The organism is Arthrobacter sp. R-11, from assembly GCF_049913155.1.
Lineage (GTDB): Bacteria > Actinomycetota > Actinomycetes > Actinomycetales > Micrococcaceae > Arthrobacter.
Genome location: NZ_CP183979.1, coordinates 2,226,817 through 2,251,724 on the forward strand (window position 1 = coordinate 2,226,817; position 24,908 = coordinate 2,251,724).

The window sequence follows — 24,908 nt, forward strand, 5'->3', positions numbered from 1 at the left end:
TAGACTGGAGCCGTGGCAGATCCAGCGAGTTACCGGCCCCGGACGGGCGAAATTCCGACGACGCCGGGCGTATACCGCTTCCGCGACCCGCACGGCCGGGTCATCTATGTGGGCAAGGCCAAGAACCTCCGTTCCCGGCTGAACTCGTACTTCGCCAACCCTGCCGGGCTCCTGCCGAAGACCCACGCCATGGTGCACGCCGCGAGCAGCGTCGAGTGGACCGTCGTCGCCAGCGAACTGGAGTCCCTCCAGCTCGAATACACCTGGATCAAGGAATTCAAGCCGCGCTTCAACGTCGTCTTCCGGGACGACAAGAGCTACCCCTACCTTGCCGTGACCATGGGGGAGAAGCTGCCCCGCGTGCAGGTGATGCGCGGTGAACGGCGCAAGGGCACCCGCTACTTCGGCCCGTACACCGCGGGCGCGATCCGCGAGACCATGGACACCCTGCTCCGGGTCTTCCCGGTGCGCAGCTGCAGTGCCGGCGTCCTGAAGCGGGCCCAGGCGAGCGGCCGGCCGTGCCTGCTCGGGTACATCGACAAATGCTCTGCCCCGTGCGTCGGCCGGGTCACCCCGGAGGAGCACAGGCGGCTGGCAGAAGACTTCTGCGCCTTCATGGGCGGCGAAGCAGGCAGGTTCATCCGCCGCCTGGAGAAGGAGATGGCCGGGGCCGTCGCCGAGCTCGACTACGAACGCGCGGCCCGCGTCCGAGACGACATCGCCGCCCTGCGCAAGGTGTTCGAGCGCAACGCCGTGGTGCTCTCGGAGGACACCGAGGCGGACGTGTTCGCTCTGCACGAAGACGACCTCGAGGCGTCGGTACAGGTTTTCCATGTACGCGGCGGCCGCATCCGGGGCCAGCGCGGATGGGTGGTCGAGAAGGTCGAAGACGTGACCACGCCTGAACTGATCGAGCATCTGCTGCAGCAGGTCTACGGCGAGGACGGCGAATACCAGGAGCGCATCCCCCGGGAAGTCCTGGTCCCGGAGACCCCTGCCAACCATGCGGAGCTCATTGAGTGGCTGGGCGGGCTGCGGGGCGCGAAGGTGGACATCCGGGTTCCGCAGCGTGGGGACAAAGCCGCTCTCATGTCCACCGTCCGTGAAAACGCGGAACAGGCGCTGAAGCTGCACAAGGTGCGCCGCGCCGGTGACATCACCGTGCGTTCCCAGGCGCTGCAGGAACTCCAGGAGGCGCTCGAACTTCCCGTGCCGCTGCTCCGGATCGAATGCTTCGATATCTCCCATGTCCAAGGCACCAACGTGGTGGCCTCGATGGTGGTGGTCGAGGACGGACTGCCGAAGAAGGCCGACTACCGCAAGTTCTCGATCACCGGCGAGGCCGCCCGCGATGACACCGCGGCCATGCATGACGTCCTGACCCGCCGCTTCCGGCACTACCTGCAGGACAAAGCGTCCCAGCCGCCCAAATCGGGTGAGATCCCGCAGGCAGGAATTCCCGCGGGGGAGGACCGGCCCGGGGGCCAGCCGCCGGCCGATGACGCGGGCGCGCCCGCGGCGAAAGCCAAGTTCGCCTACCCGCCCAACCTGGTCGTCGTCGACGGCGGCCAGCCCCAGGTCAATGCCGCGGCGCGGGCCCTCGCGGACCTGGGTATCGACGACGTCCATGTGGTGGGCCTGGCCAAGCGGCTCGAGGAAGTCTGGCTCCCGGACAGCGACTTCCCCGTGATCCTGCCCCGCACCTCACAGGGCCTGTACCTGCTTCAGCGCATCCGCGATGAGGCCCATCGCTTCGCCATCAGCTTCCACCGGCAGAAGCGCGGGAAGGCCATGACCGTTTCGGCGCTGGATGGCGTGCCGGGCCTCGGCGAAGCCAAGCGGAAGGCCCTCCTGGCCCATTTCGGTTCGCTCAAGAAGATCAAGGCCGCGTCCGTCGTCGAGCTCACCGCAGCCAGGGGCATCGGCCCGGCCCTGGCGGAGGCGATCAACCGGCACCTGGGCGAGGCAGCCGAAGGCAACGAGGCCGCCGTCGCCATCAACATGACCACCGGCGAAATCCTCGAGTCTTAGCTAGGGTCTCGAATCTTAGCTAGGGTAGGAACGGACCGCTGCCGCAGCGGCTCCGGTACGGACCATCTGGAAACGGGGAGATTTGATGTCAGAGCCAACGGCAGAATCCGGCGCGGAGCAGGACGGACTCGTACCCGTCAAGCCTGTCGAAGCGGAACTGCTGGTGGTGACGGGCATGTCCGGTGCCGGCCGGAGCACCGCCTCCGATGCCCTCGAAGACCACGGCTGGTACGTCGTGGAGGGCCTTCCGCCGCAGATGCTCGGCACGCTGGCCGAAATTGTCTCCCATGCCCCCGGCTCGATCCCGAAGCTCGCGATCGTCGTCGACGTCCGCAGCAAGGGACTGTTCACCGACATCCGCACCGCCCTCGGCGCCCTGAGCGCCAGCGGAATCACGTTCCGGGTGCTCTTCCTGGACGCCAGCGACGACGTCCTGGTGCGGCGCTTCGAGCAAGGCCGGCGGCCCCACCCGCTGCAGGGCGGGGGGCGCATCCTCGATGGCATCGCGGCCGAACGCGAGGTGCTGAGGGAACTGCGCGACTCCGCGGACATTGTCCTGGACACCAGCGTCTTCAACGTCCACGGACTCGCCACCGCCATCACCGAACTCTTCAGCGAAACCGGCCCGGTGACGCTGCGCCTGAACGTCATGAGCTTCGGCTTCAAGTACGGTCTCCCCGTGGACGCCAACTTCGTGGCCGACGCCCGCTTCATCCCGAACCCGCATTGGGTCCCGCAGCTGCGCCCCCACACCGGCCTGGACGCCGACGTGCGGGACTACGTGCTCGAAGCCGCCGGCGTGAAGGAATTCGTGGACCGCTACGTGCAGGCCCTCGAACCGGTCTTGGACGGCTACCGCACCGAGAACAAGCACTATGCCACCATTGCCGTGGGCTGCACGGGCGGCAAGCACCGCTCGGTGGCGGTCGCCGTCGAGCTCTCCAAACGCCTGGCACAGTATCCACGCGTGACCGTCACCACCAGCCACCGCGACCTGGGCCGCGAGTAATGGGAGTCCTGACGGGCCCGCTGCCGCTCATCCCGCCGAAGGGAACGCCCGGCAGCCAGAAGGACAAGAGCCCCTCGGTGGTGGCGCTCGGCGGCGGCCACGGACTGGCCGCGTCGCTGTCGGCGTTGCGCCTTCTCACCTCCGAGCTCACCGCCATCGTGACGGTGGCCGACGACGGCGGCTCCTCCGGGCGCCTGCGCGAACAGTACGGCGTCCTCCCGCCGGGCGACCTGCGCATGGCGCTAAGCGCCCTCTGCGACGACACCGACTGGGGACGCACGTGGCGCGACGTCATGCAGCACCGCTTCAAGGCCCCGGAAGGCCGCGAAAGCCCGCTCGACAACCACGCCATGGGCAACCTGCTCATCATGACGCTCTGGGAACTGCTGGGTGACACCGTTGCCGGGCTGAAATGGGCCGGGGCGCTGCTCGGTGCCCGCGGCCAGGTGCTGCCGATGTCCAGCGTGCCGCTGACCATCGAAGGCGACGTCCGCGTTCCGCTGCCCGCCGGCGGCTACGGCGTGCAGACCATCACGGGCCAGGCGAAATGCGCGGTGGCCGGTTCGCTTGAAGACGTCCGGCTCATCCCGGAGGACGCGCCGGCCTGCACCGACGCGCTGACGGCCATCGAGCTGGCGGACTGGATCGTCCTCGGCCCGGGCTCCTGGTACACCTCCGTGCTGCCGCACCTGCTCCTTCCCGAGATGCGCCAGGCCCTCGTGGGCACCGCCGCCAAGCGCTGCCTCACCATGAACCTGGCCATGGACACCAAGGAAACCTCCGGCATGAGCGCGGCCGACCATCTGGACGCACTGCGCAAGTACGCCCCGGAGTTCAGCATCGACGTTGTCCTTGCCGATCCCGAATCCGTTTCCGACGTCGCGACCTTCGAAAAGGCCGCCGGCCGCATCGGCGCGGAGGTTGTCTTCGGTAGAGTAGGTGCGTCCCGGCGCCGCCCGGTCCATGACCCCCTCCTTCTGGCGGCGGCGTACCACGATATTTTCGGGAACAGTTAGGAACACGCCATGGCACTGACCGCATCGGTCAAGGAAGAACTTTCCCGGCTGGATATCAAGAAGTCCTCCGTGCGCAAGGCCGAAGTCTCGGCCATGCTGCGCTTCGCCGGTGGGCTGCACATCATCTCGGGACGCATCGTCATCGAGGCGGAGGTCGACCTCGCCTCCACCGCACGGCGCCTGCGCGCCGCCATCGCCGAGGTCTACGGCCACCAGAGCGAGATCATCGTCGTGTCCGGCGGGGGATTGCGGCGCGGCAGCCGCTACGTCGTCCGCGTAGTGCGCGACGGAGAGGCCCTCGCCAGGCAGACCGGCCTCCTGGACGGCCGCGGCCGCCCCGTGCGCGGGCTGCCGTCCGCCGTCGTCAACGGCTCCGCCGCCGATGCCGAGGCGGTCTGGCGGGGAGCTTTCCTCGCCCACGGCTCACTGACCGAGCCCGGCCGCTCATCTTCCTTGGAGGTCACCTGCCCCGGGCCGGAGTCGGCCCTGGCGCTTGTGGGCGCGGCGCGCCGCCTCGGCATCCAGGCCAAGGCCCGCGAAGTACGCGGAGTGGACCGTGTGGTGATCCGCGACGGCGACACGATCGCAGAGCTCCTGACCCGGATGGGCGCCCATGACGCCCTGATGGTGTGGGAGGAACGGCGCATGCGCAAGGAAGTGCGCGCCACCGCCAACCGGCTGGCCAACTTCGATGACGCCAACCTGCGGCGTTCCGCCCAGGCGGCCGTTGCCGCCGGAGCCCGGGTGGACCGCGCCCTGGAGATCCTGGGCGACGACGTCCCCGATCACCTGAAGTACGCGGGCGAACTGCGCGTAGCGCACAAGCAGGCAAGCCTGGACGAACTCGGCCGCCTCGCCGACCCGCCCATGACCAAGGACGCGATCGCCGGCCGGATCCGGCGCCTGCTGGCCATGGCCGACAAACGCGCCGCTGAGCTGGACATCCCGGGCACCGAGGCAAATGTGACTCCGGAAATGATGGACGAATAGCCTCCGTGCCTAGAATCGACACGGCGGGGGGAAATACCCGGACGGCCCCTTCGGTTATGCCGATGGTCCGCCGGGAACGCAGTACTCCCCAGGGATTTCCGGCCGGTGCTCCGGCCGGATGAACAGAACGAGAGTTAGCAACAGGACCGACGGTCCACGACATTGGAGGGTTTCGTGACAGAGTACGTACTGCCCGAGCTTGGCTACGACTACGCGGCACTTGAGCCGCACATTTCGGCGAAGATCATGGAGCTGCACCACAGCAAGCACCATGCCGCCTACGTCGCCGGCGCCAACAACGCCCTGGCCCAGCTGGCCGAAGCCCGCGAAAAGGGCGATTTCGCCAACATCAACCGCCTGTCGAAGGACCTGGCGTTCCACACCGGCGGCCACATCAACCACTCGGTGTTCTGGAACAACATCTCCCCGGACGGCGGCGACAAGCCGGAAGGCGAGCTCGCGGCAGCCATCGAGGACGCTTTCGGCTCCTTCGACGCCTTCCGCGCCCAGTTCACCGCCGCCGCCCTTGGCCTGCAGGGTTCCGGCTGGGCCTTCCTCGCCTACGAGCCCATCGCCGGCAACCTGCTGATCGAGCAGCTCTACGACCAGCAGGGCAACGTTGCCGTCGGTACCACTCCGCTGCTGATGCTGGACATGTGGGAGCACGCCTTCTACCTGGACTACGTCAACGTGAAGGCCGACTACGTCAAGGCATTCTGGAACATCGTCAACTGGGCCGACGTCGCCAAGCGCTTCGAAGCCGCCCGCGCCAACGCCACGGGACTCATTGTTCTCTAGCGGGTGATCCGGAATACACGCAGATGTAACAAACTTCACATTCGCGTGAATTTCGCCCAAATGGCGGAAAGCCCGCCCCTGCAGTTGCAGGGGCGGGCTTTCTTGAACGTAAGATAGGTCACGGAAGGCGTCAGCCTTCAGCAACGTGGCTGGTCGCCCTCCGATCTGATAATCACTTCTGCCCAAAGACGTGCGGGATTTGTTAGTTGGAATCAAGATCCGACTCACTAGATGTGCTTGAGAGAGCACCAAGGAGACAAAAAGTGACCACCCGTATTGGTATCAACGGCTTCGGCCGCATCGGACGCAACTACTTCCGCGCAGCGCTGGCCCAGGGCGCCGATCTCGAGATCGTCGCGGTCAACGACCTCACCAGCCCCGAGGCGCTGGCCCACCTGCTGAAGTACGACTCCGTCGGTGGTCGCCTGACCCAGTCCGTCGAGGTTTCCGACGGCCAGCTCGTGGTGGACGGCAAGCCCATCAAGGTCCTCGCCGAACGCGATCCCGCAAACCTGCCCTGGGGTGAGCTTGGCGTGGACATCGTCATCGAGTCCACCGGTTTCTTCACCAAGGCCGCGGCGGCACAGAAGCACATCGACGCCGGTGCCAAGAAGGTCCTGATCTCCGCCCCCGCCTCGGACGAAGACATCACCATCGTGATGGGCGTGAACGACGGTCTCTACGACCCGGCTGCGCACAACATCATCTCCAACGCTTCCTGCACCACCAACTGCCTCGGCCCGCTGGCCAAGGTCATCAACGACTCCTTCGGCATCGAACGCGGCCTGATGACGACCGTCCACGCCTACACTGCCGACCAGAACCTGCAGGACGGCCCGCACAGCGACCTCCGCCGCGCCCGCGCCGCAGCCATCAACATGGTGCCGACCTCCACCGGTGCTGCGAAGGCCATCGGCCTGGTCCTGCCGGAACTGAAGGGCAAGCTCGACGGCTACGCCATCCGCGTTCCCGTCCCCACCGGCTCCGCCACCGACCTCACCGTCACCGTTTCCCGCGAAGTCACTGTCGACGAGGTCAACGCCGCTGTCAAGGCCGCCGCCGAGTCCAGCCTCAAGGGCATCCTGAGCTACACCGACGCCCCGATCGTCTCCTCCGACATCGTCGGCGACCCCACCTCCTCGATCTTCGACTCCGGCCTGACCAAGGTCATCGGCAACCAGGTCAAGGTTGTTTCCTGGTATGACAACGAGTGGGGCTACTCCAACCGCCTGGTCGACCTCACGGAGCTCGTCGCATCCAAGCTGGGCTAGGGTAGACACATGACATCTCACACCCTCAACGAACTCATCGCTGAAGGTGTCCGCGGGCGGTACGTTCTGGTCAGAAGTGACCTGAATGTGCCGCTCGACGGCTCTACAGTGACCGACGACGGCCGCGTCAAGGCCTCCCTCCCGGTCCTTAAGAAGCTCTCGGACGCCGGTGCCCGTGTGCTCGTAACCGCCCACCTTGGCCGCCCCAAGGGCGCCCCCGAGGACAAGTACTCGCTCAAGCCCGCCGTGGCGCGGCTCGCCGAACTGGCAGACTTCCCGGTCGCCCTGGCCGCGGATACCGTCGGTACCGCCGCCAAAGAAGCCGCGGCCGCCCTGCAGGACGGCGAAGTGCTGGTCCTCGAGAACGTCCGCTTCGACGCCCGCGAAACCAGCAAGGACGACGCCGAGCGCGGCGCCTTCGCCGACGAGCTCGTTTCCCTCACCGGGGACAACGGCGCCTTCGTGGACGACGCCTTCGGCGCCGTACACCGCAAGCACGCCAGCGTCTACGACGTGGCTACCCGCTTGCCGTCCTACCAGGGCGACCTCGTGCACACCGAGGTGGAGGTGCTCCGGAAACTCACGGCTGACACCCAGCGTCCCTACGTCGTGGTCCTCGGCGGATCCAAGGTCTCGGACAAGCTCGCCGTGATCGACAACCTGCTGGGGAAGGCCGACACCATCCTGGTCGGCGGCGGCATGCTGTTCACCTTCCTGGCCGCTGCCGGCCACAAGGTGGCAAGCAGCCTCCTCGAGGAAGACCAGATCCCGGTGGTCCAGGACTACCTCAAGCGCGCGTCCGACGCCGGCACCACCTTCGTGATTCCGGTGGACGTCGTCGTCGCCAGCCGTTTTGCCGCGGCCGCCGAGCACGAGACCGTCGCCGCGGATGCCATAGAGGCAAGCTCCTTCGGCGCCGCAGGCATCGGCCTGGACATCGGGCCGGAATCGGCGGCCTTGTTCGCCGAGCAGATCAAGGGTGCACGCACCGTGTTCTGGAACGGCCCCATGGGCGTCTTCGAGTTCGAGGCCTTCGCCGCCGGTACCCGCGCGATTGCGCAGGCACTGACGGAAACGGAAGCCTTCACCGTGGTCGGCGGCGGCGACTCCGCCGCGGCCGTGCGCACCCTCGGCTTCGAGGACTCGCAGTTCGGCCACATCTCCACCGGCGGCGGTGCCAGCCTGGAATACCTTGAAGGCAAGGAACTCCCGGGCCTGAGCGTTCTCGACCGCTAGGCAGCAATACCCCGCCAGCAGGCACCAGGCCGGCAAGGTGCCGCTCCCTTCGGAGCAGCACCTTGCCGGTTTCCCTTTTCACTACTTCTATGGAGCACACGTGACAACCTCTGCCAATGGAAACTTCGTCCGCACGCCGTTCATCGCCGGCAACTGGAAGATGAACATGGACCACGTCCAGGGCATCACCCTGCTGCAGAAGCTTGCCTGGACCCTGTCCGATGCCAAGCATGACTACAGCCGTGTTGAGGTTGCTGTCTTCCCGCCGTTCACCGACCTCCGGGGCGTCCAGACCCTCGTCCAGGGCGACGAGCTCAAGGTTGTCTACGGCGGACAGGACCTGTCCCAGTTCGACTCCGGTGCCTACACCGGCGACATCTCCGGCCAGTTCCTGAACAAGCTCGGCTGCTCTTATGTGCTCGTCGGCCACAGCGAACGCCGGACCATCCACAACGAGTCCGACGAGGTCCTCAACGCCAAGGTCAAGGCCGCCTTCCGCCACGAGGTCACCCCGGTGCTGTGCGTCGGCGAAGGCCTTGAAATCCGCCAGGCCGGCACCCACGTCGAGCACACCCTAGCGCAGTTGCGTGCGGGCGTCGAGGGCCTCATGGCTGAGCAGGCAAAGGAACTCGTCGTGGCCTACGAGCCCGTCTGGGCCATCGGTACGGGCGAGGTCGCAGGGCCGGAAGACGCACAGGAAATGTGTGCCGCCATCCGCGCGGAACTGGTTTCCCTGTTCGACGAGGCCGTGGCCGCCGGCACCCGCCTCCTCTACGGCGGCTCCGTCAAGGCCAACAACGCCGCGGCAATCATGGCCGAAGCCGATGTGGATGGCCTGCTCGTTGGTGGCGCCAGCCTCGACCCGGCCGAGTTTGCTAACATTGTCAGGTTCGAGAGCCACATCACCGCGGCCTAGGCCGGGTAAAACTCCCGCTTTCCGTACTCCTGAAAGGCCGTCGTGGACGTTCTTCAAGTAATCCTGCAGATCCTGCTGGGTATCACCAGCCTTCTGCTCACCCTGCTCATCCTGCTCCACAAAGGCCGCGGCGGTGGCCTGTCCGACATGTTCGGCGGCGGCATGAGCTCCGGCCTTAGCTCCTCGGGCGTGGCGGAGCGCAACCTCAACCGCTTCACCATCGTGCTTGGCTGCACCTGGGGCGTGGTGATCATCGGCCTCGGCCTGATCATGCGCTTCACCTCCGGCGGAGACTCCTGAGCAAAGCCATCCTGCGACGGAAACCGGCACTGCCGCCGTCGGGCTCCCGGCATTAGACTTGGCTGCGTGGCTTCCCGCGATGCAGCCGACTCTCAAGGAGCTTGACGATGGTTCATGGCACCCAAGGTTTCCGGGGCACCAGAGCCGGCGTAGCCGCCGGTTCAGGGCCCAAAAACGAGTCCGACAGCAATGCCGGCGAAAACTTGCCGCGTATTCGTGTCCCGTATTGGTGCGCCAACGGACACGAAACGCGGCTTGTTTTTCTTAAGCTGCCGGAAGACCAGATCCCGCCTAGCTGGGACTGCCCGAAGTGCGGCCTCGTGGCCGCCCGGGAGCCTGGCGTGGCGCCGTGCGAACGCCAGGACGACGAAGTGTTCAAGAGCCACCTCGATTACGTTAAAGAAAGGCGCTCCAGCCAGGACGCTGAACGTGTCCTGGCTGGAGCGCTGAAAAGGTTACGCTCCCGCGGGATCCTTGCGGACTAGTTGCTGCGGAACGCGGGAGGCCGCGTTCTCGTCGATCAGCCACAGGGTGCGTGAGCGGCCGTGCGGGCCGGCCGCGGGGACCTGCACCGGGTTCGCCCCGGCCAGGGCCAGGCCGACTGCGCCGGCCTTGTCCTCTCCCGCGACGACCATCCAGATCTCCTGTGCCGAGTTGATCGCCGGCAGCGTCAGTGAAACGCGCGACGGCGGCGGCTTGGGGGAGTTCTCCACTCCCACCACGGTGCGGTCCTGGACACGGATGCCTGCCTGCTCCGGGAAGAGCGAGGCGACGTGTGCATCCGGACCGACGCCGAGCAGCAGCACGTCGAAGCGTGGCAGCTCCCCGGCTTCCGCAGGGCGGTTGTCGGAGGTGTCGGCGGCGTGTTCGGCTTCGGCAGCCGCCTTGAGCCGGGCCGCGTAGTCCGCGGCGGCGTCGTCGGCGGAGGCGAACTCGTCCGACGAGCCGGGCTCATGGACGCGTTCCGGATCCAGGGGCAGCCCGGACAGCAGCGCTTCGCGTGCCTGGCGGGTGTTGCGGTCCGGGCTGTCCTTGGCCACGAAACGTTCGTCACCCCACCACAGGTTGACCCGGGACCAGTCCACGGCCGGAGCCGCCGGAGAGGCCGCAACGGCTTTGAGGGTTCCGATTCCCACGGTGCCGCCCGTCAGGACGACGGTGGCTTCCCCGTGTTTGTCCTGCACATCGACCAGCTTGGTGATGAGCCGGGCCGCAATCGCGGCCATGAGGACGGTGGAGTCGGGGTGGATGCTTACTCTGGGCTCAACGGTCACGGAACGCTACTCCTTGCTGTCGGTGCGGGGCAGTCCCATAGTAATCACTTCACCGAAGACGTCGTCCGGGTCGAGCCGGCGCAACTCCTCGGCGAGGCAATCCCGCAGGCTGCGGCGGGGCAGCGAAATACGCTGGGCCGGCTGGCCGGGCTGGGTCAGCTCGGCCACGGTCAGTCCTGGGCGGTGCAGCTGGACGTCGCCGCTGGCACGGCTCAGCAGCACCCGGCGGATGCCGGTGCCGGCCGGGTCTTCCACGATCTCCACCGGCGCCTCGAGGAAGAGGGTCAGCCAGGCCGCCAGCAGCAGGGTGCTGGGTGAATCCGAGGCGCCCTCCACGGTGATGGCCGTGACGGGGGAGTCGTCCACCTGGTCCAGTGCCGCGGCGAGCTGAAGGCGCCAGTTCGTCAGGCGGGTCCATGCGAGGTCGGTGTCGCCGGCACGGTAGGTGTTGCGGATCCGTTCCAGGGCCGCCGCGGGATCCGGCTCGTTGGCCGAGTCCGTGATGCGGCGGTGCGAGATCCGGCCGATCGAGGTTTCACAGGCGTTGTCCGGCGCGCCGTGCGGCCACCAAGCCACGATCGGGGCATCCGGCAGCAACAGCCCGGCCACGAGGGACTCGCTCTCCTTGGCCAGCGAACCGAAGCCCCGCAGCACGATCACCTCGGAGGCACCGGCGTCGCCGCCCACGCGGATCTGGGCGTCGAGCCGGTCCGGAGCCTCAGCGCCGGCGTCGGCCAGCACGATGATCCGGCAGGGGTGTTCCCGGCTGGCCTCGTTGGCCGCCTCGATGGCCTCTTCCTCCAGGCCGGACTTGGTGACGACCACGAGGGTCAGCACCCGGCCCAGGGCGATGACGCCGCCCTGCTCGCGCAGCGAGGTGATCTTCTTCGAGATCTTGGAAGTCGTTGTGTTCGGGAGATCTACGATCATGGCCTTCTCCAGCTTCGTCCGTCGCGTGCCAGCAGTTCATCGGCCGAGGCCGGTCCCCAGCTGCCCGGAGCATAAGGTTCGGGCTGCTCATCCAGGCCTGCCCAGTATTCCTCGAAGGGGTCCAGGATCTTCCAGGACTCCTCGACCTCCTGGTGGCGCGGGAACAGCGGCGGCTCACCCAGCAGCACGTCCAGGATCAGCCGTTCGTAGGCTTCGGGGCTTGACTCCGTGAAGGAGTGGCCGTAACCGAAGTCCATCGTCACGTCGCGGACTTCCATCTGGGTGCCGGGGACCTTCGAACCGAAGCGGATCGTGGCGCCCTCGTCCGGCTGGACGCGGATGACTACGGCGTTCTGGCCGAAGTCGTCCTCGCCGTGGTCCCGGAACAGCAGGTTGGGGGCACGCTTGAACACGACGGCGATCTCGGTCACGCGGCGGCCGAGACGCTTGCCGGCGCGCAGGTAGAACGGCGCGCCGCTCCAGCGCCGGGTGTTGATGTCCAGCCGGATCGCAGCGTAGGTCTCGGTCTTGGAATCGGCGGGGATGCCTTCTTCCTCGAGGTAACCCTGGACGAGCTCGCCGCCCTGCCATCCGCCGGTGAACTGACCGCGGGCCGAATGCGTGGACAGGTCCTCGGGCAGCTTGACGGCTGCCAGCACCTTCTCCTTCTCGGCGCGGAGGTCGTCCGCGTTGAAGGAAATGGGCTCCTCCATGGCCGTCAGGGCAAGCAGCTGCAGCAGGTGGTTCTGGATGACGTCGCGGGCTGCGCCCACGCCGTCGTAGTAGCCCGCGCGGCCGCCGGTGCCGATGTCCTCGGCCATGGTGATCTGCACGTGGTCCACGTAGTTGGCGTTCCAGATCGGTTCGAACAGCTGGTTCGCGAAGCGAAGCGCCAGGATGTTCTGCACCGTTTCCTTGCCCAGGTAGTGGTCGATGCGGAACACCGCGTCCTGCGGGAACACGGATTCGACGATGTCGTTCAGCTTCCGGGCCGACTCGAGGTCGTGGCCGAAAGGCTTCTCAATGACAACGCGGCGCCACTGGCCGTCCGCCGCCTGGGCCAAGCCGTGGCGGGACAGCTGCCGGCAGACCTGTTCGAACGCCTTGGGCGGGATGGAGAGGTAGAAGCCGTGGTTTCCGCGGGTGCCCCGGTTTTCATCCAGTTCGGTGAGCGTGGCGTCGAGACGCTTGAAGGCCTCGTCGTCGTCGAACTCGCCCTGGACGAAACGGATGCCCTCGGACAACTGGTTCCAGACGGCCTCGTCGAACGGGGTGCGGGAGTGCGCCTTGACGTTCTCCCGCACCTCGTTGGCGAAGTCCTCGTTGCTCCAGTCGCGGCGGCCGAAGCCGACCAGCGCGAAGCTCGGGGGCAGCAGCCCCCGGTTCGCGAGGTCGTAGACGGCCGGCATGAGCTTCTTCCGGGCGAGGTCGCCGGTGACTCCGAAGAACACCAACGACGACGGACCCGCAATGCGGTTCAGGCGCCGGTCGCGCGGATCCCGCAGGGGATTGCGGACGGCAGTCTTCCTGCCGTTTTCAGTTTCTGGCATGTTGGAATTGTGCCTTAGCTTTCGAGCGCGGTGGCCCGGGAGGCCAGCGCGGCGACGATTTCCTGGAGCTGGGCGACACCCGCGCTCCGTTCAACAAGGTGCAGGCGGAGGACCGGACGGCCGTGGTCTTCGAGGACTTGGGCGTCTCCTGCGGCCTGGGCCGTGATCAGCTCACCGAAGGTGAAGGGACGCTCCGGGATCTCGACATCCCCGGAGCCGGCCGCTGTGATCTGCAGGAACGAGCCGATGGCCGGACCGCCCTTGTGGAACTGGCCGGTGGAGTGCAGGAAGCGCGGGCCCCAGCCGAACGTCACCGGGCGGCCGCTGACGGCAGCGAGCTGGTCGCGGACGCCTTCGAAGGGAGCATAGGCAATCCGGTCGAAGTAGGCCTGGACGCTGAGGTAGCCGTCCTGGCCGAGCTGGGCCAGCAGTGCCTTCACGGCATCTTCAACCGTGGCCGCAGCGCCCAGCCACTCGCCGCCGCGCACCTCGATGGCTCCGTCGGTGAAGTCGGCCGGGGTGGGCTCGGGGCGTGCGTCAAGCAGGCCGCGCGCGGCCACCTTGGCGGCCTCGACGTCGGGCTGGTCGAAGGGGTTGATGCCCAGCAGCCGGCCGGCCACCGCGGTGGCGAACTCCCACACGAACATCTGGGTGGCCAGGCCACCTGCGATCGCGGCTTCGTTCGCTCCGAGTTCGACGTCGGAATCGGCGCCCACCAGGCGGACCACGAGGACGTCGTCGGCACCGCTGCCGATCTCGGGGGCAGCAGGACCTGCGACGACGGGCAGCACGCCGGTGCCGAGCTTGCCGGTCGATTCGGCGATGAGCTGTTCGGCCCAGTCGGCGAAACCGACGATGCCCGAGCCGTCTTCGGCGATGACGATCTTGTTGCGGAGCGGGGAGGTGCCGCCCAGCGCTGCGCCCAGGCGCAGGCCGATGTTGTCCTCGGAATCCTCGCGGAGGATTTCGGCTGTCTCTTCCGCTTCGTCCAGGAGCGCCTGGATGTCCACGCCGGCCAGGCCGGAGGGAACCAGCCCGAAGGCGGTGAGGGCAGAGAAGCGGCCGCCGACGTTGGGGTCGGCATTGAAGACCGCACGGTAGCCGGCTTCGCGGGATGCCTTGTCCAGCGGCGAGCCGGGGTCGGTGACGATGATGATGCGGCTCTTGGCATCGATGCCGGCGTCGTTGAACGCCTTTTCGAAGACGCGCCGCTGGGAGTCGGTTTCCACGGTGGAGCCGGACTTGGACGAAACCACGATGGCGGTTTCGGCGAGGCGCTCCGCGAGGACAGCACCGACCTGTTCGGGGTCGGTGCTGTCCAGCACGGTCAGCTCGACGCCGGCGGTTCCGGCAATGACTTCCGGGGCGAGCGAGGAGCCGCCCATGCCGCACAGGACAATCCGGGTGACGCCTTCTGCCTTCAGGGCATCCCGGAGTTCCAGGATCCCTTCGACCAGGGGCTGGGAAACGGTAGCCGCTTCCACCCATCCGAGGCGGATCGCCGACTCGGATTCCGCGTCGGCACCCCAGAGGGTGTGGTCCTTCGCGAAGATCCGGCTGGCGACCCGGTCTTCAACAAGTGCCGGGACATGCAGCTCAATGGCCTGCTGCGCGGCACCGCTTGCGTCGTAGCTGAGTGAGCTCATAGGGGTCAGGAAGCCTTCCGTGCGGATGCGAGGGCGCCTTCGACGTCTCCGAGGAGTTCCTTCCAGGAGGCTACGAACTTGTCCAGGCCTTCGGATTCCAGCAGGGCGACGACGTCGTTGTAGGACACACCGAGGCCTTCGAGGGCGTTGAGGACGCCGTTGGCTTCCTCGTAGCTGCCCGCAATGGTGTCACCTGTGACGACGCCGTGATCGAAGGTGGCCTCGAGGGTCTTCTCCGGCATGGTGTTCACGACGCCGGCCGCCGCCAGTTCGGTGACGTAGAGGGTGTCCGGGTAGGCCGGGTCCTTGACGCCGGTGGAGGCCCAGAGCGGGCGCTGCGGCAGGGCGCCTGCCTCGGCGAGCACGGCCCAGCGTTCGGTGGAGAACAGCTCCTCGTAGACCTGGAAGGCCAGGCGGGCGTTGGCGACGCCGGCCTTGCCCTTGAGGGCTTTGGCTTCCTCGGTGCCGATTGCGTCCAGGCGCTTGTCGATCTCGGTGTCCACGCGGGAGACGAAGAACGAAGCGACGGAGTGGATCGTGGAGAGGTCGTGGCCGTTTTCCTTGGCCAGCTCGAGGCCGGACTGGAAGGCGTTGATCACAGCGCGGTACCGCTCCAGCGAGAAGATCAGGGTCACGTTGACGCTGATGCCCTCGCCGAGCACGGCGGTGATGGCGGCGAGGCCTTCGACGGTTGCCGGGATCTTGATGTGGACGTTGTCCTTGTTGACCTTCTTGTAGAGGTGCTTGGCCTCGGCGATGGTGCCTTCGGTGTCCCAGGCCAGGCGGGGGTCCACCTCGATGGACACGCGGCCGTCAACGCCCTTGGTGGCAGCGGCGACCGGAGCGAACAGGTCACAGGCATCGGCCACGTCGGTGGTGGTGATCTCGAAGATGGTCTCTTCCACCGAAGCGCCCTTGGCTGCTTCTTCCGCGATCTTCGCGTCGTAGTCGCTGCCGGAGGTGATGGCCGCGTGGAAGATCGAGGGGTTGGTGGTGACACCGACGACGTTCTTCTCTTCGATCAGCTTGCGCAGCGAACCGCTGGCGAGGCGCTCACGGGAGAGGTCGTCGAGCCAGATCGAAACGCCGACGTCGGAAAGCTGCTGGGTGGGAGTAGTCATTTTGTGTTTCTCCTTGGAAATCAGGCCGAGAGGCCGGCGAGGGAGTCTTTGGCCGCCGCGGTGACGGCGTCGGCAGTGATGCCGAACTCGTTGAAGAGGCGCTTGTAGTCGGCGGAGGCGCCGTAGTGTTCAAGGCTGATGGAGCGCCCGGCGTCGCCGACGAACTCGGACCAGCCCAGGGCCAGGCCGGCCTCGACGGAGACGCGGGCCTTCACGGCTGCCGGGAGGACGGATTCGCGGTAGGCCGGGTCCTGCTTCTTGAACCATTCCACGCAGGGCACGGAAACGACGCGTGCGGCGATGCCTTCGGCCTGGAGGTTCTCGCGGGCCGCCACGGCCAGCTGGACCTCGGAACCGGTGGCGATCAGGATGACATCCGCCGGGACGGTGGCACCGTCCTTGGACGCCTCGGCCAGCACGTACGCACCCTTGGCAACACCGGCCGTGGAAGCGAAGGTATCGCCCTCCGCCTCACCGGTGCCGCGGGCGTAGGTGGGGATGTTCTGGCGGGTCAGCACGATGCCCGCCGGGTTTTCGTGGTTCTCCAGCATGGCCTTCCACGCTGCGGCGACTTCGTTGGCGTCACCGGGGCGGACGACGTCCAGGCCCGGGATGGCGCGCAGCGAGGCGAGCTGCTCCACCGGCTGGTGGGTGGGGCCGTCTTCGCCCAGGCCGATGGAGTCATGCGTCCACACGTACAGGGACGGCACGCCCATGAGCGCGCCGAGGCGGATCGCGGGGCGCTGGTAGTCGGAGAAGATCAGGAAGGTCCCCGAGAACGCGCGGGTGCGTCCGTGCAGGGAGATGCCGTTCACGATCGACGCGGCGGCGTGCTCGCGGATGCCGAAGTGCAGGACCCGGCCGTAGGGGTTGCCGGTCCAGGCGTCGGTGGAGCGGGACGCCGGGATGAAGGAGGGCGAGCCTTCGATCGTGGTGTTGTTGGACTCGGCAAGGTCGGCCGAACCGCCCCACAGTTCCGGCAGCACCGGGCCGATCGCGTTCAGGACCTTGCCGGAGGCGGCGCGGGTGGAAACGTCCTTGCCGGCTTCGAAGACCGGCAGCGCGGCGTCGAGTTCGGCCGGAAGCTTCTTGGCCTCGATGCGCTCCAGCAGGGCGGCCTTCTCCGGGTTGGCGGACTGCCATTCCTCGAAGGACGCCTGCCACTCGGTCCGGGCAGCGGCACCGCGCTCGACAAGCTGGCGGGCGTGGGCCAGGACGTCCTCGTCCACCTGGAAGGACTTGGCGGGGTCGAAGCCCAGCACGTTCTTCAGCGCGGCAACTTCTTCGGCGCCCAGGGCCGAACCGTGGATCTTGCCGGTGTTCTGCTTCTTGGGGGCCGGGTAGCCGATGATGGTGCGCAGCGAAATGATGGACGGCTTGGAGGTCTCGGCCTTCGCCGCCAGCAGCGCGGAGTAGAGTTCCTGGACGTCCTCGACGTAGTCGCCGGTCTTGGTCCAGTCCACGCGCTGGGTGTGCCAGCCGTAGGCTTCGTAGCGCTTCAGGACATCCTCGGTGAAGGCGATGTCGGTGTCGTCTTCGATGGAGATGTGGTTCTCGTCGTAGATGACGACGAGGTTGCCCAGTTCCTGGTGGCCGGCCAGCGAGGATGCCTCGGAGGTCACGCCTTCCTGCAGGTCGCCGTCGGAGGCGATGACCCAGATGGTGTGGTCGAAGGGGGACTCGCCGGCGGGAGCATCGGCGTCGAACAGGCCGCGCTGGCGGCGCTGCGAGTAGGCGAAACCGACCGAGGAGGCCAGGCCCTGGCCCAGCGGGCCGGTGGTGATCTCCACACCTGCGGTGTGCTTGTACTCCGGGTGGCCGGGGGTCAGCGAACCCCAGGTGCGCAGCGCCTCAAGGTCCTTCAGTTCCAGGCCGTAGCCGGAGAGGAACAGCTGGATGTACAGGGTCAGGGAAGTGTGGCCCGGGGAGAGGACGAAACGGTCGCGGCCGATCCAGTCCGGGTTCTTCGGGTCATGGCGCATCAGTTTCTGGAACAGCAGGTATGCCGCCGGTGCCAGGCTCATTGCCGTACCGGGGTGGCCGTTACCGACCTTCTCAACGGCGTCGGCAGCCAGGACACGCACGGTGTCCACTGCACGCTGGTCCAGGCTGGTCCAAGTCAGTTCTTGCTCTTCCAAATGTGGCACGTAAACCGAGCCCCTCTCTGTGCTGACGGCGGCGGGGGTGAACAGCAGACGCGGAGCAGGAAACGGTGCCCGCTGCGAGGTGTCCACCAGCCGTTCACCATTGAATCGTTGATCTATCATCCAGACCCTGGCTTCTGAGAATGCGTTTTCTCAGAAGGCTGCACGAGCTGATCTGCTGACAGCTTAGCCCGAGACAACGGGCCTGTTGGTGGGATTCCCGAAATTTGTCCGCAAAATTCCGATTTATGAATCACCATGGCGCCCAGGAGGGGGTGAAGATTCCGAAACATGCGTGTTTCGCAGGTGCCTTCTGTGCATCCGGGCCACGGTATGATATTCGGAGGCCGCCAGCGGCATGCGCAACCCCGGTCCCCGGAATTGATTTGCAGGGAACGGCGCGGTTGCTGCCCCGCGGGAACACCAAGAGCTACAGAACAGAGTGACTGCCACCGTGAGCACAAGCGATACCAACCTCGATGCCTCTGCCGCCATCCAGAAAAGCGGTTTTTCGCGGAAGTTCAAGGCGTATCTGGCACTGACCAAGCCCCGGGTCATCGAGCTCCTGCTGGTGAGCACCCTGCCCACCATGATCTTCGCCCAGCGCGGCTTCCCGTCGATTGGCCTGATCCTGGCGACCCTCGTCGGCGGTGCGTTCGCCGCCGGCAGTGCCGGGGTCTTCAACTGCTACATCGACCGCGACATCGACAAACTGATGCACCGCACCGAAAACCGGCCCCTGGTCACGGGCGAGGTCTCACCCCGCGAGGCGCTGGTGTTCGGCTGGATCCTTGGCGCGGCGGCTATCGCCATCCTCTGGTTCGGCGCCAACCCGCTGTCCGCCTGGCTCGGCCTCGCCGCCATCGTCTTCTACGTCGTCATCTACACCATGATCCTCAAGCGCCGCACCGCGCAGAACATCGTGTGGGGCGGCGCCGCCGGCTGCTTCCCCGTGCTTATCGCCTGGTCCGCCGTGACGAACACGGTGGAGTGGCCCGCCGTCGTACTTTTCATGGTCATTTTCCTGTGGACGCCGCCGCACTACTGGCCGCTGTCCATGCGTTACGGCGAGGACTACCGCAAGGCGAACGTCCCCATGCTCGGCGCGATCGCCGGAGCCAAGGTGGTTTCCGTGCAGGTGGTGCTCTACGCCTGGGCCATGGTGGCCTGCTCGCTGCTGATGGTTCCGCTGGGCGGCGCCGGCTGGGTGTACACCATTGCAGCCGTCCTGGCGGGCGCCTGGTTCCTGTACGAATCCCACGCCCTGTACGAACGCGCCCAGAAGGGCGAAGTGTCCAACAAGGGCGCCATGAAGGTCTTCCACGGCTCCATCAGCTACCTGACCCTTCTGTTTATCGCCTTGGCCGTGGACCCGTTCGTCGGCGGTCCGCTGTTGGGCGGCTGAGCCGCCGCGGAAGTTCCCGCCGGCTTTTCCGGCTGATACCAAGAAGCGCCACCCGCAGTCCGTAGAGGACGGCGGGTGGCGCTTCCGTTTGGGGCCGGGGCCTTGGTGGTCGAGGCCCCCGGGGCTGGCTGCGGGGGCGCTAGCTGCGCGGGCTGCAGCCTGCCAGGTCGGCGGCGTTGGTGGATGCCGCCATGAGCAGCGCCGCGCCGAGCATGTGCGCGCCGACCAGGAGGGCCGGAATCCCGTTGTAATACTGGGTGAAGCCGATGACGGCCTGCAGCACGGTGACTCCGAGCAGCAGGAACACCGCGGTGCGGAATGGTCCCGTGATGCCCTTGCGGAGGACCAGGAAGACTGCGAAGGCGGTCCCTGCGGTGACCAGGTAGGCGGGCACGGCATGGATATGGCTGACCAGGTCCCAGTCGAGGTCATTGCGGGGGGCATTGGCGTCGCCCGCATGCGGACCGGCGCCCGTAACCGCAACGCCAAGCATGACGGCGGCGGCGGAGAAGAGTGCGACGGCGTTCATCACCGGGCGGGTCACCGCCGGAAGTGCCGCGAGGCTGCGGTCCATGAAGCGGCCGGTGCGCCCGTAGGCCCGGTTCACCAGCAGGGTCGCAAGGACCACGAGGGCCATGGAGACCAGGAAGTGCAGGCCGACCACCCAGGGGTTGAGCCGGGTGAGGACCGTGATGCCGCCGATGATCGCCTGGGCCGGGATGCTGGCAAGCAGCCCCAGCGCGAGCACGAACAGGTCCCGGCGTTCCTTGCGCAGGTTCCACAGGTACACCAGCATGAGTGCGGCGACGGCAGCAAGCGCGAAGGTGAGCATGCGGTTGCCGAACTCGATGAAGCCGTGGATGCCCATCTCGGGGGTGTTGACCAGGGAATCATGGGTGCAGCGCGGCCACGTTGGGCAGCCAAGCCCGGAAGACGTGAGGCGGACGGCGCCGCCGGTCACCACGAGGATGGTCTGGCCCACCAGCGAGAGCATGGCCAGCCTGCGCACGGTGTTGTCCACCTGGTGCGGGAGCCTGGCGGCAAGCCGCTGGATGATGTCGGGGAGGCGGGAAGCCGTGTTCACAGTTCTCTCAATTCCATTTGAACCAGCGGACGGCCGCGGCGCCCGGCACCACGGTCCAGAGCAGCAGGACGAACAATTGGGGCAGGGCGAAGCTGCCGTGCAGGAAGGCTTCCCGCATGGCCTCGCCCAGGGCGCCTGAAGGCAGGAAGTGGGCGAGGTTGCTGGCGACAGCGGGCAGTCGCACCGCCGGAACCACGATGCCGCCCAGGGCGCCGAGGAGGATCCACAACAGGTTGGTGATGGCAAGCGTTGCCTCCGGACGCACGGTCCCGGCAACCAGCAGGCCCAGTGCGGTGAAAGCGGCGGCGCCCAGAACGAGCATCGTCAAACCCGGCAGCCAGCCCTCGGGGCGCGGGTGCCAGCCAAGGGCCGCTCCGACCACCCCGACCACCGCAAGCTGCAGTGACAGGACGGCGAGCACGGCCAGGATCTTGCCGGCAATGAGTCCGGTGCGGCCGAGGGGAGTCGTGGAAAGGAAGCGCAGGACACCGTAGCGGCGGTCGAAGCCGGTGGCGATGCCCTGCCCGGTGAAGGCGGTGGACATGGCGCACAAGGCGAGGATGCCGGGCACTGCGATGTCCACGCGGGGGGCCCCGAGTCCGTCGAGCAGCGGAGTGACAGTCAGGCCGAACAGCGCGAGGAGCGGCAGGATCACTGCGAGGATCAGCTGCTCCCCGTTGCGGACCATGGCGAGGGTTTCGTACTTTCCCTGGAGCAGGATCCGCCGGAGCAGGGGGGCCGGGGCCGACGGTGTGCGCCCTGCGGTCGCCAGTCCGTCGGCGGGAGTGGTGCTCATCGAATGTCCCTTCCCGAGATGTCCAGGAAAACGTCCTCGAGGCTGCGCGCCTCAAGCCGCAGCGAGGCCGGCATGATCCCCTTCTCCGCCCACCAGGCCGTCAACCGTGCCAGATGCTCCGGGGCGAGAGCGCCCGTGACCGTGTAGCTGCCGGCGCGGTCCTCGGCAAGTGCAAGTCCCTCGCCCAGGGCGCCGAGCGCGGAGCGGAGGTCCAGCCCCGCCGGTGCGTCGAAGGACAGGGTGCGTTCGGCGATGCCGTCCTTGCCGGGCTCGCCGTGCTGCAGGAGTTCGGCGACCGTTCCTTCGGCAACGTTGTGGCCGGCGTCGATGATGTAGACGTAGTCTGCCAGGCGCTGCGCGTCGTCCATGAGGTGGGTGGTGAGGATAATGCCCATCCCGGAATCGCGCAGTTCGGCGATGAGTTCGAAGACGATCTGGCGCGACTGCGGATCAAGTCCGGCGCTTGGCTCGTCGAGGAACAGCACCTCCGGGTTGCCGACCAGCGCGGCCGCCAGGGCCAGGCGTTGCTTCTGGCCGCCGGAAAGGCGCCGCACGCTGCTGCGGCTGAACGAATCGATCCCGAGCCGCTCCACGAGCTGGTCGACCGGAAGCGGATTCGCGTACATCCCGGCGATGTGGCGCAGCAGGGGTAGCGGACGGGCCGACGGCGGAAGGCCGCCGTCCTGCAGCATCACGCCGACGCGGGAACGCAAGGCAGCTCCGGCCAGGTCCGGGTCTTCGCCCAGGAGCCGGATGCTGCCGCCGGACCTCTTCTGGAGGCCTTGGGCGCACTCGAGGGTGGTGGTCTTGCCGGCACCGTTTGCACCGAGAAGCGCGGTGACCTGCCCGCGCCCGGCATGCAGGCTGACGCCGTTGACCACCCGCAGCATCTTGCCGTCAAGGGCGGCCAGCGGGCCGACGTCCTTGATGAGTCCTTCAATCGAGAGGACGGGGGATTCGGGGGAACGCACCAGAGTATTCTACGGGAAGTAGTAGCAGGCGGCTCCAAGTGTGCAGGTGCCGCCCTGGCCCCCCGGCGTCAGGTCAGCCTTGCCTTACTGGATGCGGGGATTAGATTACGACATGATTGTGTTGTGTATTCCATGAGCAGCTCTGTTTCTGTGCCCGCGAAGCGGCACAGCACCGCCGTCGCGGTGCCGCCGGCCGCTGCCTCCGTCGTCGCCGATTCGGAGGACCGGACGCGCGACCGCGTATTGAACGCTGTGCTGGAGCACGGCCCTGTCAGTGCGGCCGAGCTTGGGGAGCTTCTTGGCTTCACGCCCGCAGCGGTCCGCCGCCACCTCGACCACCTGGAACGCTCCGGCGTCATCGAGGTGAAGCGGGTTGCCAAAGCCGGGGCAGGCGCAGGCCGTCCCGCACGCCGCTACGTGCTGAGCTCCCAGGGCCAGTCGAAGATCGGCGACGACTACCTCAACATCGCAGGCACCGCGCTGCGCCGACTGAAGGAACTGGCCGGCAACGACGCCGTGCGGGACTTCGCCGTCGAGCGCTTCGCGGACATGGAACAGCGCTACGCCCCTGAGATCGATTCGGCCGGCAGCGACATCACCGCCCGCGCCATGGCCCTGTCCAAAGCCCTGAGCCGCGACGGATACGTCGCCTCGGCAGCTTCCATCGAAAGCAAGGCCCCGCTGCCCGCATCCCTGTCGAGTGTGCAGCTGTGCCAGGGACACTGCCCGATCCAGCACCTGGCGGCCGACTTCCCCGAATTCTGCGACGCTGAAACCAACGTTTTTTCCCGGCTGATCGGCGTCGACGTCCGCAGGCTTTCCACCCTCGCCCGGGGCGGACACGTCTGCACCACCCATATACCTACCGGCAGGCCCGCCGTGAAGGAGAACACCATTTCTCCCGAAGGCCGGGTCGCGCCCCGTGAAGAATCAAACAATCAGCAAGGAAGGCCGTAATGACGGACCAAATAGCGGAGAAAGCGGTAGCTGACGGCACTGTGATCTCGGAGATTCTGGAAAAGAATCCCGAGCTGCATGGCATCGGCAACTACGAGTACGGCTGGGCCGACAAGAACGATGTCGGTGCAAACGCACGCCGTGGCCTGGACGAAGAAGTCGTCCGCGATATCTCGGCAAAGAAGAGCGAACCGGAATGGATGCTCGACCTGCGCCTGAAGGGCCTGAAGTACTTCGACCGGAAGCCCATGCCCACCTGGGGTGCGGACCTCTCCGGCATCGACTTCGACAACATCAAGTACTTCGTGCGTTCCACCGAGAAGCAGGCCGCTTCCTGGGAAGACCTGCCCGAGGACATCCGCAACACCTACGAGAAGCTGGGCATCCCGGAAGCCGAACGCAACCGCCTGGTGGCCGGCGTCGCCGCCCAGTACGAATCCGAGGTCGTGTACCACCAGATCCGTGAGGACCTGGAGAAGCAGGGCGTGATCTTCCTCGACACCGACACCGCCCTGAAGGAACACCCGGAAATCTTCCAGGAATACTTCGGCACCGTCATTCCGGTGGGCGACAACAAGTTCGCCTCCCTGAACACTGCCGTGTGGTCCGGCGGTTCCTTCGTGTACGTGCCCAAGGGCGTCCACGTGGAAATCCCGCTCCAGGCCTACTTCCGCATCAACACGGAAAACATGGGCCAGTTCGAGCGCACCCTGATCATCGCCGACGAGGACTCCTACGTCCACTACATCGAAGGCTGCACCGCGCCGATCTACACTTCGGACTCCCTGCACTCGGCCGTCGTCGAGATCATCGTGAAGAAGGGCGCCCGCGTCCGCTACACGACCATCCAAAACTGGTCCACCAACGTGTACAACCTGGTCACCAAGCGCGCCATCTGCGAAGAAGGCGCCACCATGGAATGGATCGACGGCAACATCGGCTCCAAGGTGACCATGAAGTACCCGGCCGTGTACCTGGTGGGCGAGCACGCCAAGGGCGAAACCCTGTCCATCGCCTTCGCCGGCGAGGGCCAGCACCAGGACACCGGCTCCAAGATGGTCCACATCGCTCCGAACACGAAGAGCTCCATCATCTCCAAGTCGGTGGCCCGCGGCGGCGGCCGCGCCGCCTACCGCGGCCTGGTCCAGATCCGTGAAGGCGCAAAGCACTCGGCCAACACCGTGCGCTGCGACGCCCTCCTGGTGGACACCATTTCCCGCTCGGACACCTACCCGTACATCGACATCCGCGAGGATGACGTTGTGCTTGGCCACGAGGCAACCGTTTCCCGCGTCAGCGAAGAGCAGCTCTTCTATCTGATGTCCCGCGGCCTGCCCGAGGACGAGGCCATGGCGATGATCGTGCGCGGCTTCATCGAGCCGATCGCCCGCGAATTGCCCATGGAATACGCTCTCGAGCTGAACCGCCTGATTGAACTGCAGATGGAAGGATCCGTCGGTTAA

The 24,908-nt window shown here is 66.8% G+C and carries 22 protein-coding genes; 13 read left to right on the top strand and 9 right to left on the bottom strand.

The window, feature by feature from the left end:
- The first annotated feature begins 12 nt into the window (after positions 1–12).
- The 10 genes from uvrC to ACN9M4_RS10030 all read left to right on the top strand — a co-directional run bounded on the left by uvrC (position 13) and on the right by ACN9M4_RS10030 (position 10,052).
- Positions 13–2,031, top strand: a complete 2,019-nt coding sequence (uvrC, locus tag ACN9M4_RS09985; RefSeq protein ID WP_426297431.1) for an excinuclease ABC subunit UvrC — start codon at positions 13–15, stop codon at positions 2,029–2,031.
- 85 nt (positions 2,032–2,116) lie between these two features.
- Positions 2,117–3,040 carry an RNase adapter RapZ gene (gene rapZ, locus ACN9M4_RS09990; protein WP_426297433.1) on the top strand — a complete coding sequence of 308 codons (924 nt, stop codon included), beginning with the start codon at positions 2,117–2,119 and terminating at the stop codon, positions 3,038–3,040.
- Positions 3,040–4,056: a gluconeogenesis factor YvcK family protein gene (locus tag ACN9M4_RS09995; RefSeq protein ID WP_426297435.1), complete on the top strand. Its 1,017-nt coding sequence runs from the start codon at positions 3,040–3,042 to the stop codon at positions 4,054–4,056. Before rapZ ends, ACN9M4_RS09995 begins: the two co-directional genes overlap by 1 nt.
- Before the next feature lie 9 nt (positions 4,057–4,065).
- Entirely contained in the window at positions 4,066–5,046 is a 981-nt protein-coding gene (gene whiA / locus ACN9M4_RS10000) for a DNA-binding protein WhiA (protein ID WP_070349529.1), read from the top strand.
- Between the two features lie 174 nt (positions 5,047–5,220).
- The gene (locus ACN9M4_RS10005) at positions 5,221–5,844 is read left to right on the top strand and encodes a superoxide dismutase (RefSeq protein ID WP_115787362.1); all 624 of its coding nucleotides are present in this window, start codon (positions 5,221–5,223) and stop codon (positions 5,842–5,844) included.
- Positions 5,845–6,107: 263 nt separating this feature from the next.
- The gene (gap, locus tag ACN9M4_RS10010; RefSeq protein ID WP_426297437.1) at positions 6,108–7,115 is read left to right on the top strand and encodes a type I glyceraldehyde-3-phosphate dehydrogenase; all 1,008 of its coding nucleotides are present in this window, start codon (positions 6,108–6,110) and stop codon (positions 7,113–7,115) included.
- Positions 7,116–7,124: 9 nt separating this feature from the next.
- Positions 7,125–8,351: a phosphoglycerate kinase gene (locus tag ACN9M4_RS10015; RefSeq protein ID WP_426297439.1), complete on the top strand. Its 1,227-nt coding sequence runs from the start codon at positions 7,125–7,127 to the stop codon at positions 8,349–8,351.
- 100 nt (positions 8,352–8,451) lie between these two features.
- A complete protein-coding gene (gene tpiA / locus ACN9M4_RS10020) occupies positions 8,452–9,267 on the top strand; it encodes a triose-phosphate isomerase (protein ID WP_426297441.1) in 816 nt (271 codons plus the stop codon).
- A 42-nt stretch (positions 9,268–9,309) separates the two neighbouring features.
- Positions 9,310–9,567 carry a preprotein translocase subunit SecG gene (secG, locus tag ACN9M4_RS10025; RefSeq protein ID WP_074589634.1) on the top strand — a complete coding sequence of 86 codons (258 nt, stop codon included), beginning with the start codon at positions 9,310–9,312 and terminating at the stop codon, positions 9,565–9,567.
- A 107-nt stretch (positions 9,568–9,674) separates the two neighbouring features.
- A complete protein-coding gene (locus ACN9M4_RS10030) occupies positions 9,675–10,052 on the top strand; it encodes an RNA polymerase-binding protein RbpA (RefSeq protein WP_426297444.1) in 378 nt (125 codons plus the stop codon).
- Here the strand turns inward: ACN9M4_RS10030 and pgl are convergent.
- Genes pgl through tkt form a run of 6 tightly spaced genes read right to left on the bottom strand, consistent with a single transcriptional unit; the run spans position 10,023 to position 18,226 of the window.
- On the bottom strand, positions 10,023–10,841 hold the full coding sequence (gene pgl, locus ACN9M4_RS10035) for a 6-phosphogluconolactonase (protein ID WP_426297446.1): 819 nt from the start codon (positions 10,839–10,841) through the stop codon (positions 10,023–10,025). The genes ACN9M4_RS10030 and pgl overlap by 30 nt on opposite strands.
- 6 nt (positions 10,842–10,847) lie before the next feature.
- Positions 10,848–11,771: a glucose-6-phosphate dehydrogenase assembly protein OpcA gene (locus ACN9M4_RS10040; RefSeq protein ID WP_426297448.1), complete on the bottom strand. Its 924-nt coding sequence runs from the start codon at positions 11,769–11,771 to the stop codon at positions 10,848–10,850.
- A complete protein-coding gene (gene zwf / locus ACN9M4_RS10045) occupies positions 11,768–13,321 on the bottom strand; it encodes a glucose-6-phosphate dehydrogenase (protein ID WP_426297450.1) in 1,554 nt (517 codons plus the stop codon). The genes ACN9M4_RS10040 and zwf overlap by 4 nt, the downstream gene beginning before the upstream one ends.
- Positions 13,322–13,335: 14 nt before the next feature.
- Positions 13,336–14,967 carry a glucose-6-phosphate isomerase gene (locus ACN9M4_RS10050; RefSeq protein WP_426297452.1) on the bottom strand — a complete coding sequence of 544 codons (1,632 nt, stop codon included), beginning with the start codon at positions 14,965–14,967 and terminating at the stop codon, positions 13,336–13,338.
- Positions 14,968–14,972: 5 nt separating this feature from the next.
- Positions 14,973–16,088: a transaldolase gene (tal, locus tag ACN9M4_RS10055; protein ID WP_426297454.1), complete on the bottom strand. Its 1,116-nt coding sequence runs from the start codon at positions 16,086–16,088 to the stop codon at positions 14,973–14,975.
- A gap of 20 nt (positions 16,089–16,108) precedes the next feature.
- On the bottom strand, positions 16,109–18,226 hold the full coding sequence (gene tkt / locus ACN9M4_RS10060; RefSeq protein ID WP_426297456.1) for a transketolase: 2,118 nt from the start codon (positions 18,224–18,226) through the stop codon (positions 16,109–16,111).
- A gap of 448 nt (positions 18,227–18,674) precedes the next feature.
- On the opposite strand from tkt, the gene ACN9M4_RS10065 reads away from it, so the two are divergent.
- A complete protein-coding gene (locus tag ACN9M4_RS10065) occupies positions 18,675–19,637 on the top strand; it encodes a heme o synthase (RefSeq protein WP_426297458.1) in 963 nt (320 codons plus the stop codon).
- Positions 19,638–19,776: 139 nt separating this feature from the next.
- Here the strand turns inward: ACN9M4_RS10065 and ACN9M4_RS10070 are convergent, their stop codons facing one another.
- The 3 genes from ACN9M4_RS10070 to ACN9M4_RS10080 are packed head-to-tail and all read right to left on the bottom strand — an operon-like array spanning position 19,777 to position 22,488.
- On the bottom strand, positions 19,777–20,721 hold the full coding sequence (locus ACN9M4_RS10070) for a COX15/CtaA family protein (protein WP_426297460.1): 945 nt from the start codon (positions 20,719–20,721) through the stop codon (positions 19,777–19,779).
- A 7-nt stretch (positions 20,722–20,728) separates the two neighbouring features.
- Positions 20,729–21,517, bottom strand: a complete 789-nt coding sequence (locus ACN9M4_RS10075) for an ABC transporter permease (RefSeq protein ID WP_426297462.1) — start codon at positions 21,515–21,517, stop codon at positions 20,729–20,731.
- On the bottom strand, positions 21,514–22,488 hold the full coding sequence (locus ACN9M4_RS10080; RefSeq protein ID WP_426297464.1) for an ABC transporter ATP-binding protein: 975 nt from the start codon (positions 22,486–22,488) through the stop codon (positions 21,514–21,516). The genes ACN9M4_RS10075 and ACN9M4_RS10080 overlap by 4 nt, the downstream gene beginning before the upstream one ends.
- A gap of 132 nt (positions 22,489–22,620) precedes the next feature.
- On the opposite strand from ACN9M4_RS10080, the gene ACN9M4_RS10085 reads away from it, so the two are divergent.
- Positions 22,621–23,445 carry a helix-turn-helix transcriptional regulator gene (locus ACN9M4_RS10085; RefSeq protein ID WP_426297466.1) on the top strand — a complete coding sequence of 275 codons (825 nt, stop codon included), beginning with the start codon at positions 22,621–22,623 and terminating at the stop codon, positions 23,443–23,445.
- Positions 23,445–24,908, top strand: a complete 1,464-nt coding sequence (sufB, locus tag ACN9M4_RS10090) for a Fe-S cluster assembly protein SufB (protein ID WP_426297468.1) — start codon at positions 23,445–23,447, stop codon at positions 24,906–24,908. The genes ACN9M4_RS10085 and sufB overlap by 1 nt, the downstream gene beginning before the upstream one ends.

Bases quoted from the DNA above. Each gene is read 5' to 3' on its own strand.
- whiA (WP_070349529.1), top strand. From the start codon at position 4,066: ATGGCACTGACCGCATCGGTCAAGGAAGAACTTTCCCGGCTGGATATC.
- ACN9M4_RS10040 (WP_426297448.1), bottom strand. From the start codon at position 11,771: ATGATCGTAGATCTCCCGAACACAACGACTTCCAAGATCTCGAAGAAG.
- ACN9M4_RS09995 (WP_426297435.1), top strand. From the start codon at position 3,040: ATGGGAGTCCTGACGGGCCCGCTGCCGCTCATCCCGCCGAAGGGAACG.
- ACN9M4_RS10030 (WP_426297444.1), top strand. From the start codon at position 9,675: ATGGTTCATGGCACCCAAGGTTTCCGGGGCACCAGAGCCGGCGTAGCC.
- sufB (WP_426297468.1), top strand. From the start codon at position 23,445: ATGACGGACCAAATAGCGGAGAAAGCGGTAGCTGACGGCACTGTGATC.
- ACN9M4_RS10050 (WP_426297452.1), bottom strand. From the start codon at position 14,967: ATGAGCTCACTCAGCTACGACGCAAGCGGTGCCGCGCAGCAGGCCATT.
- ACN9M4_RS10075 (WP_426297462.1), bottom strand. From the start codon at position 21,517: ATGAGCACCACTCCCGCCGACGGACTGGCGACCGCAGGGCGCACACCG.
- ACN9M4_RS10085 (WP_426297466.1), top strand. From the start codon at position 22,621: ATGAGCAGCTCTGTTTCTGTGCCCGCGAAGCGGCACAGCACCGCCGTC.
- ACN9M4_RS10015 (WP_426297439.1), top strand. From the start codon at position 7,125: ATGACATCTCACACCCTCAACGAACTCATCGCTGAAGGTGTCCGCGGG.
- zwf (WP_426297450.1), bottom strand. From the start codon at position 13,321: ATGCCAGAAACTGAAAACGGCAGGAAGACTGCCGTCCGCAATCCCCTG.
- tal (WP_426297454.1), bottom strand. From the start codon at position 16,088: ATGACTACTCCCACCCAGCAGCTTTCCGACGTCGGCGTTTCGATCTGG.
- rapZ (WP_426297433.1), top strand. From the start codon at position 2,117: ATGTCAGAGCCAACGGCAGAATCCGGCGCGGAGCAGGACGGACTCGTA.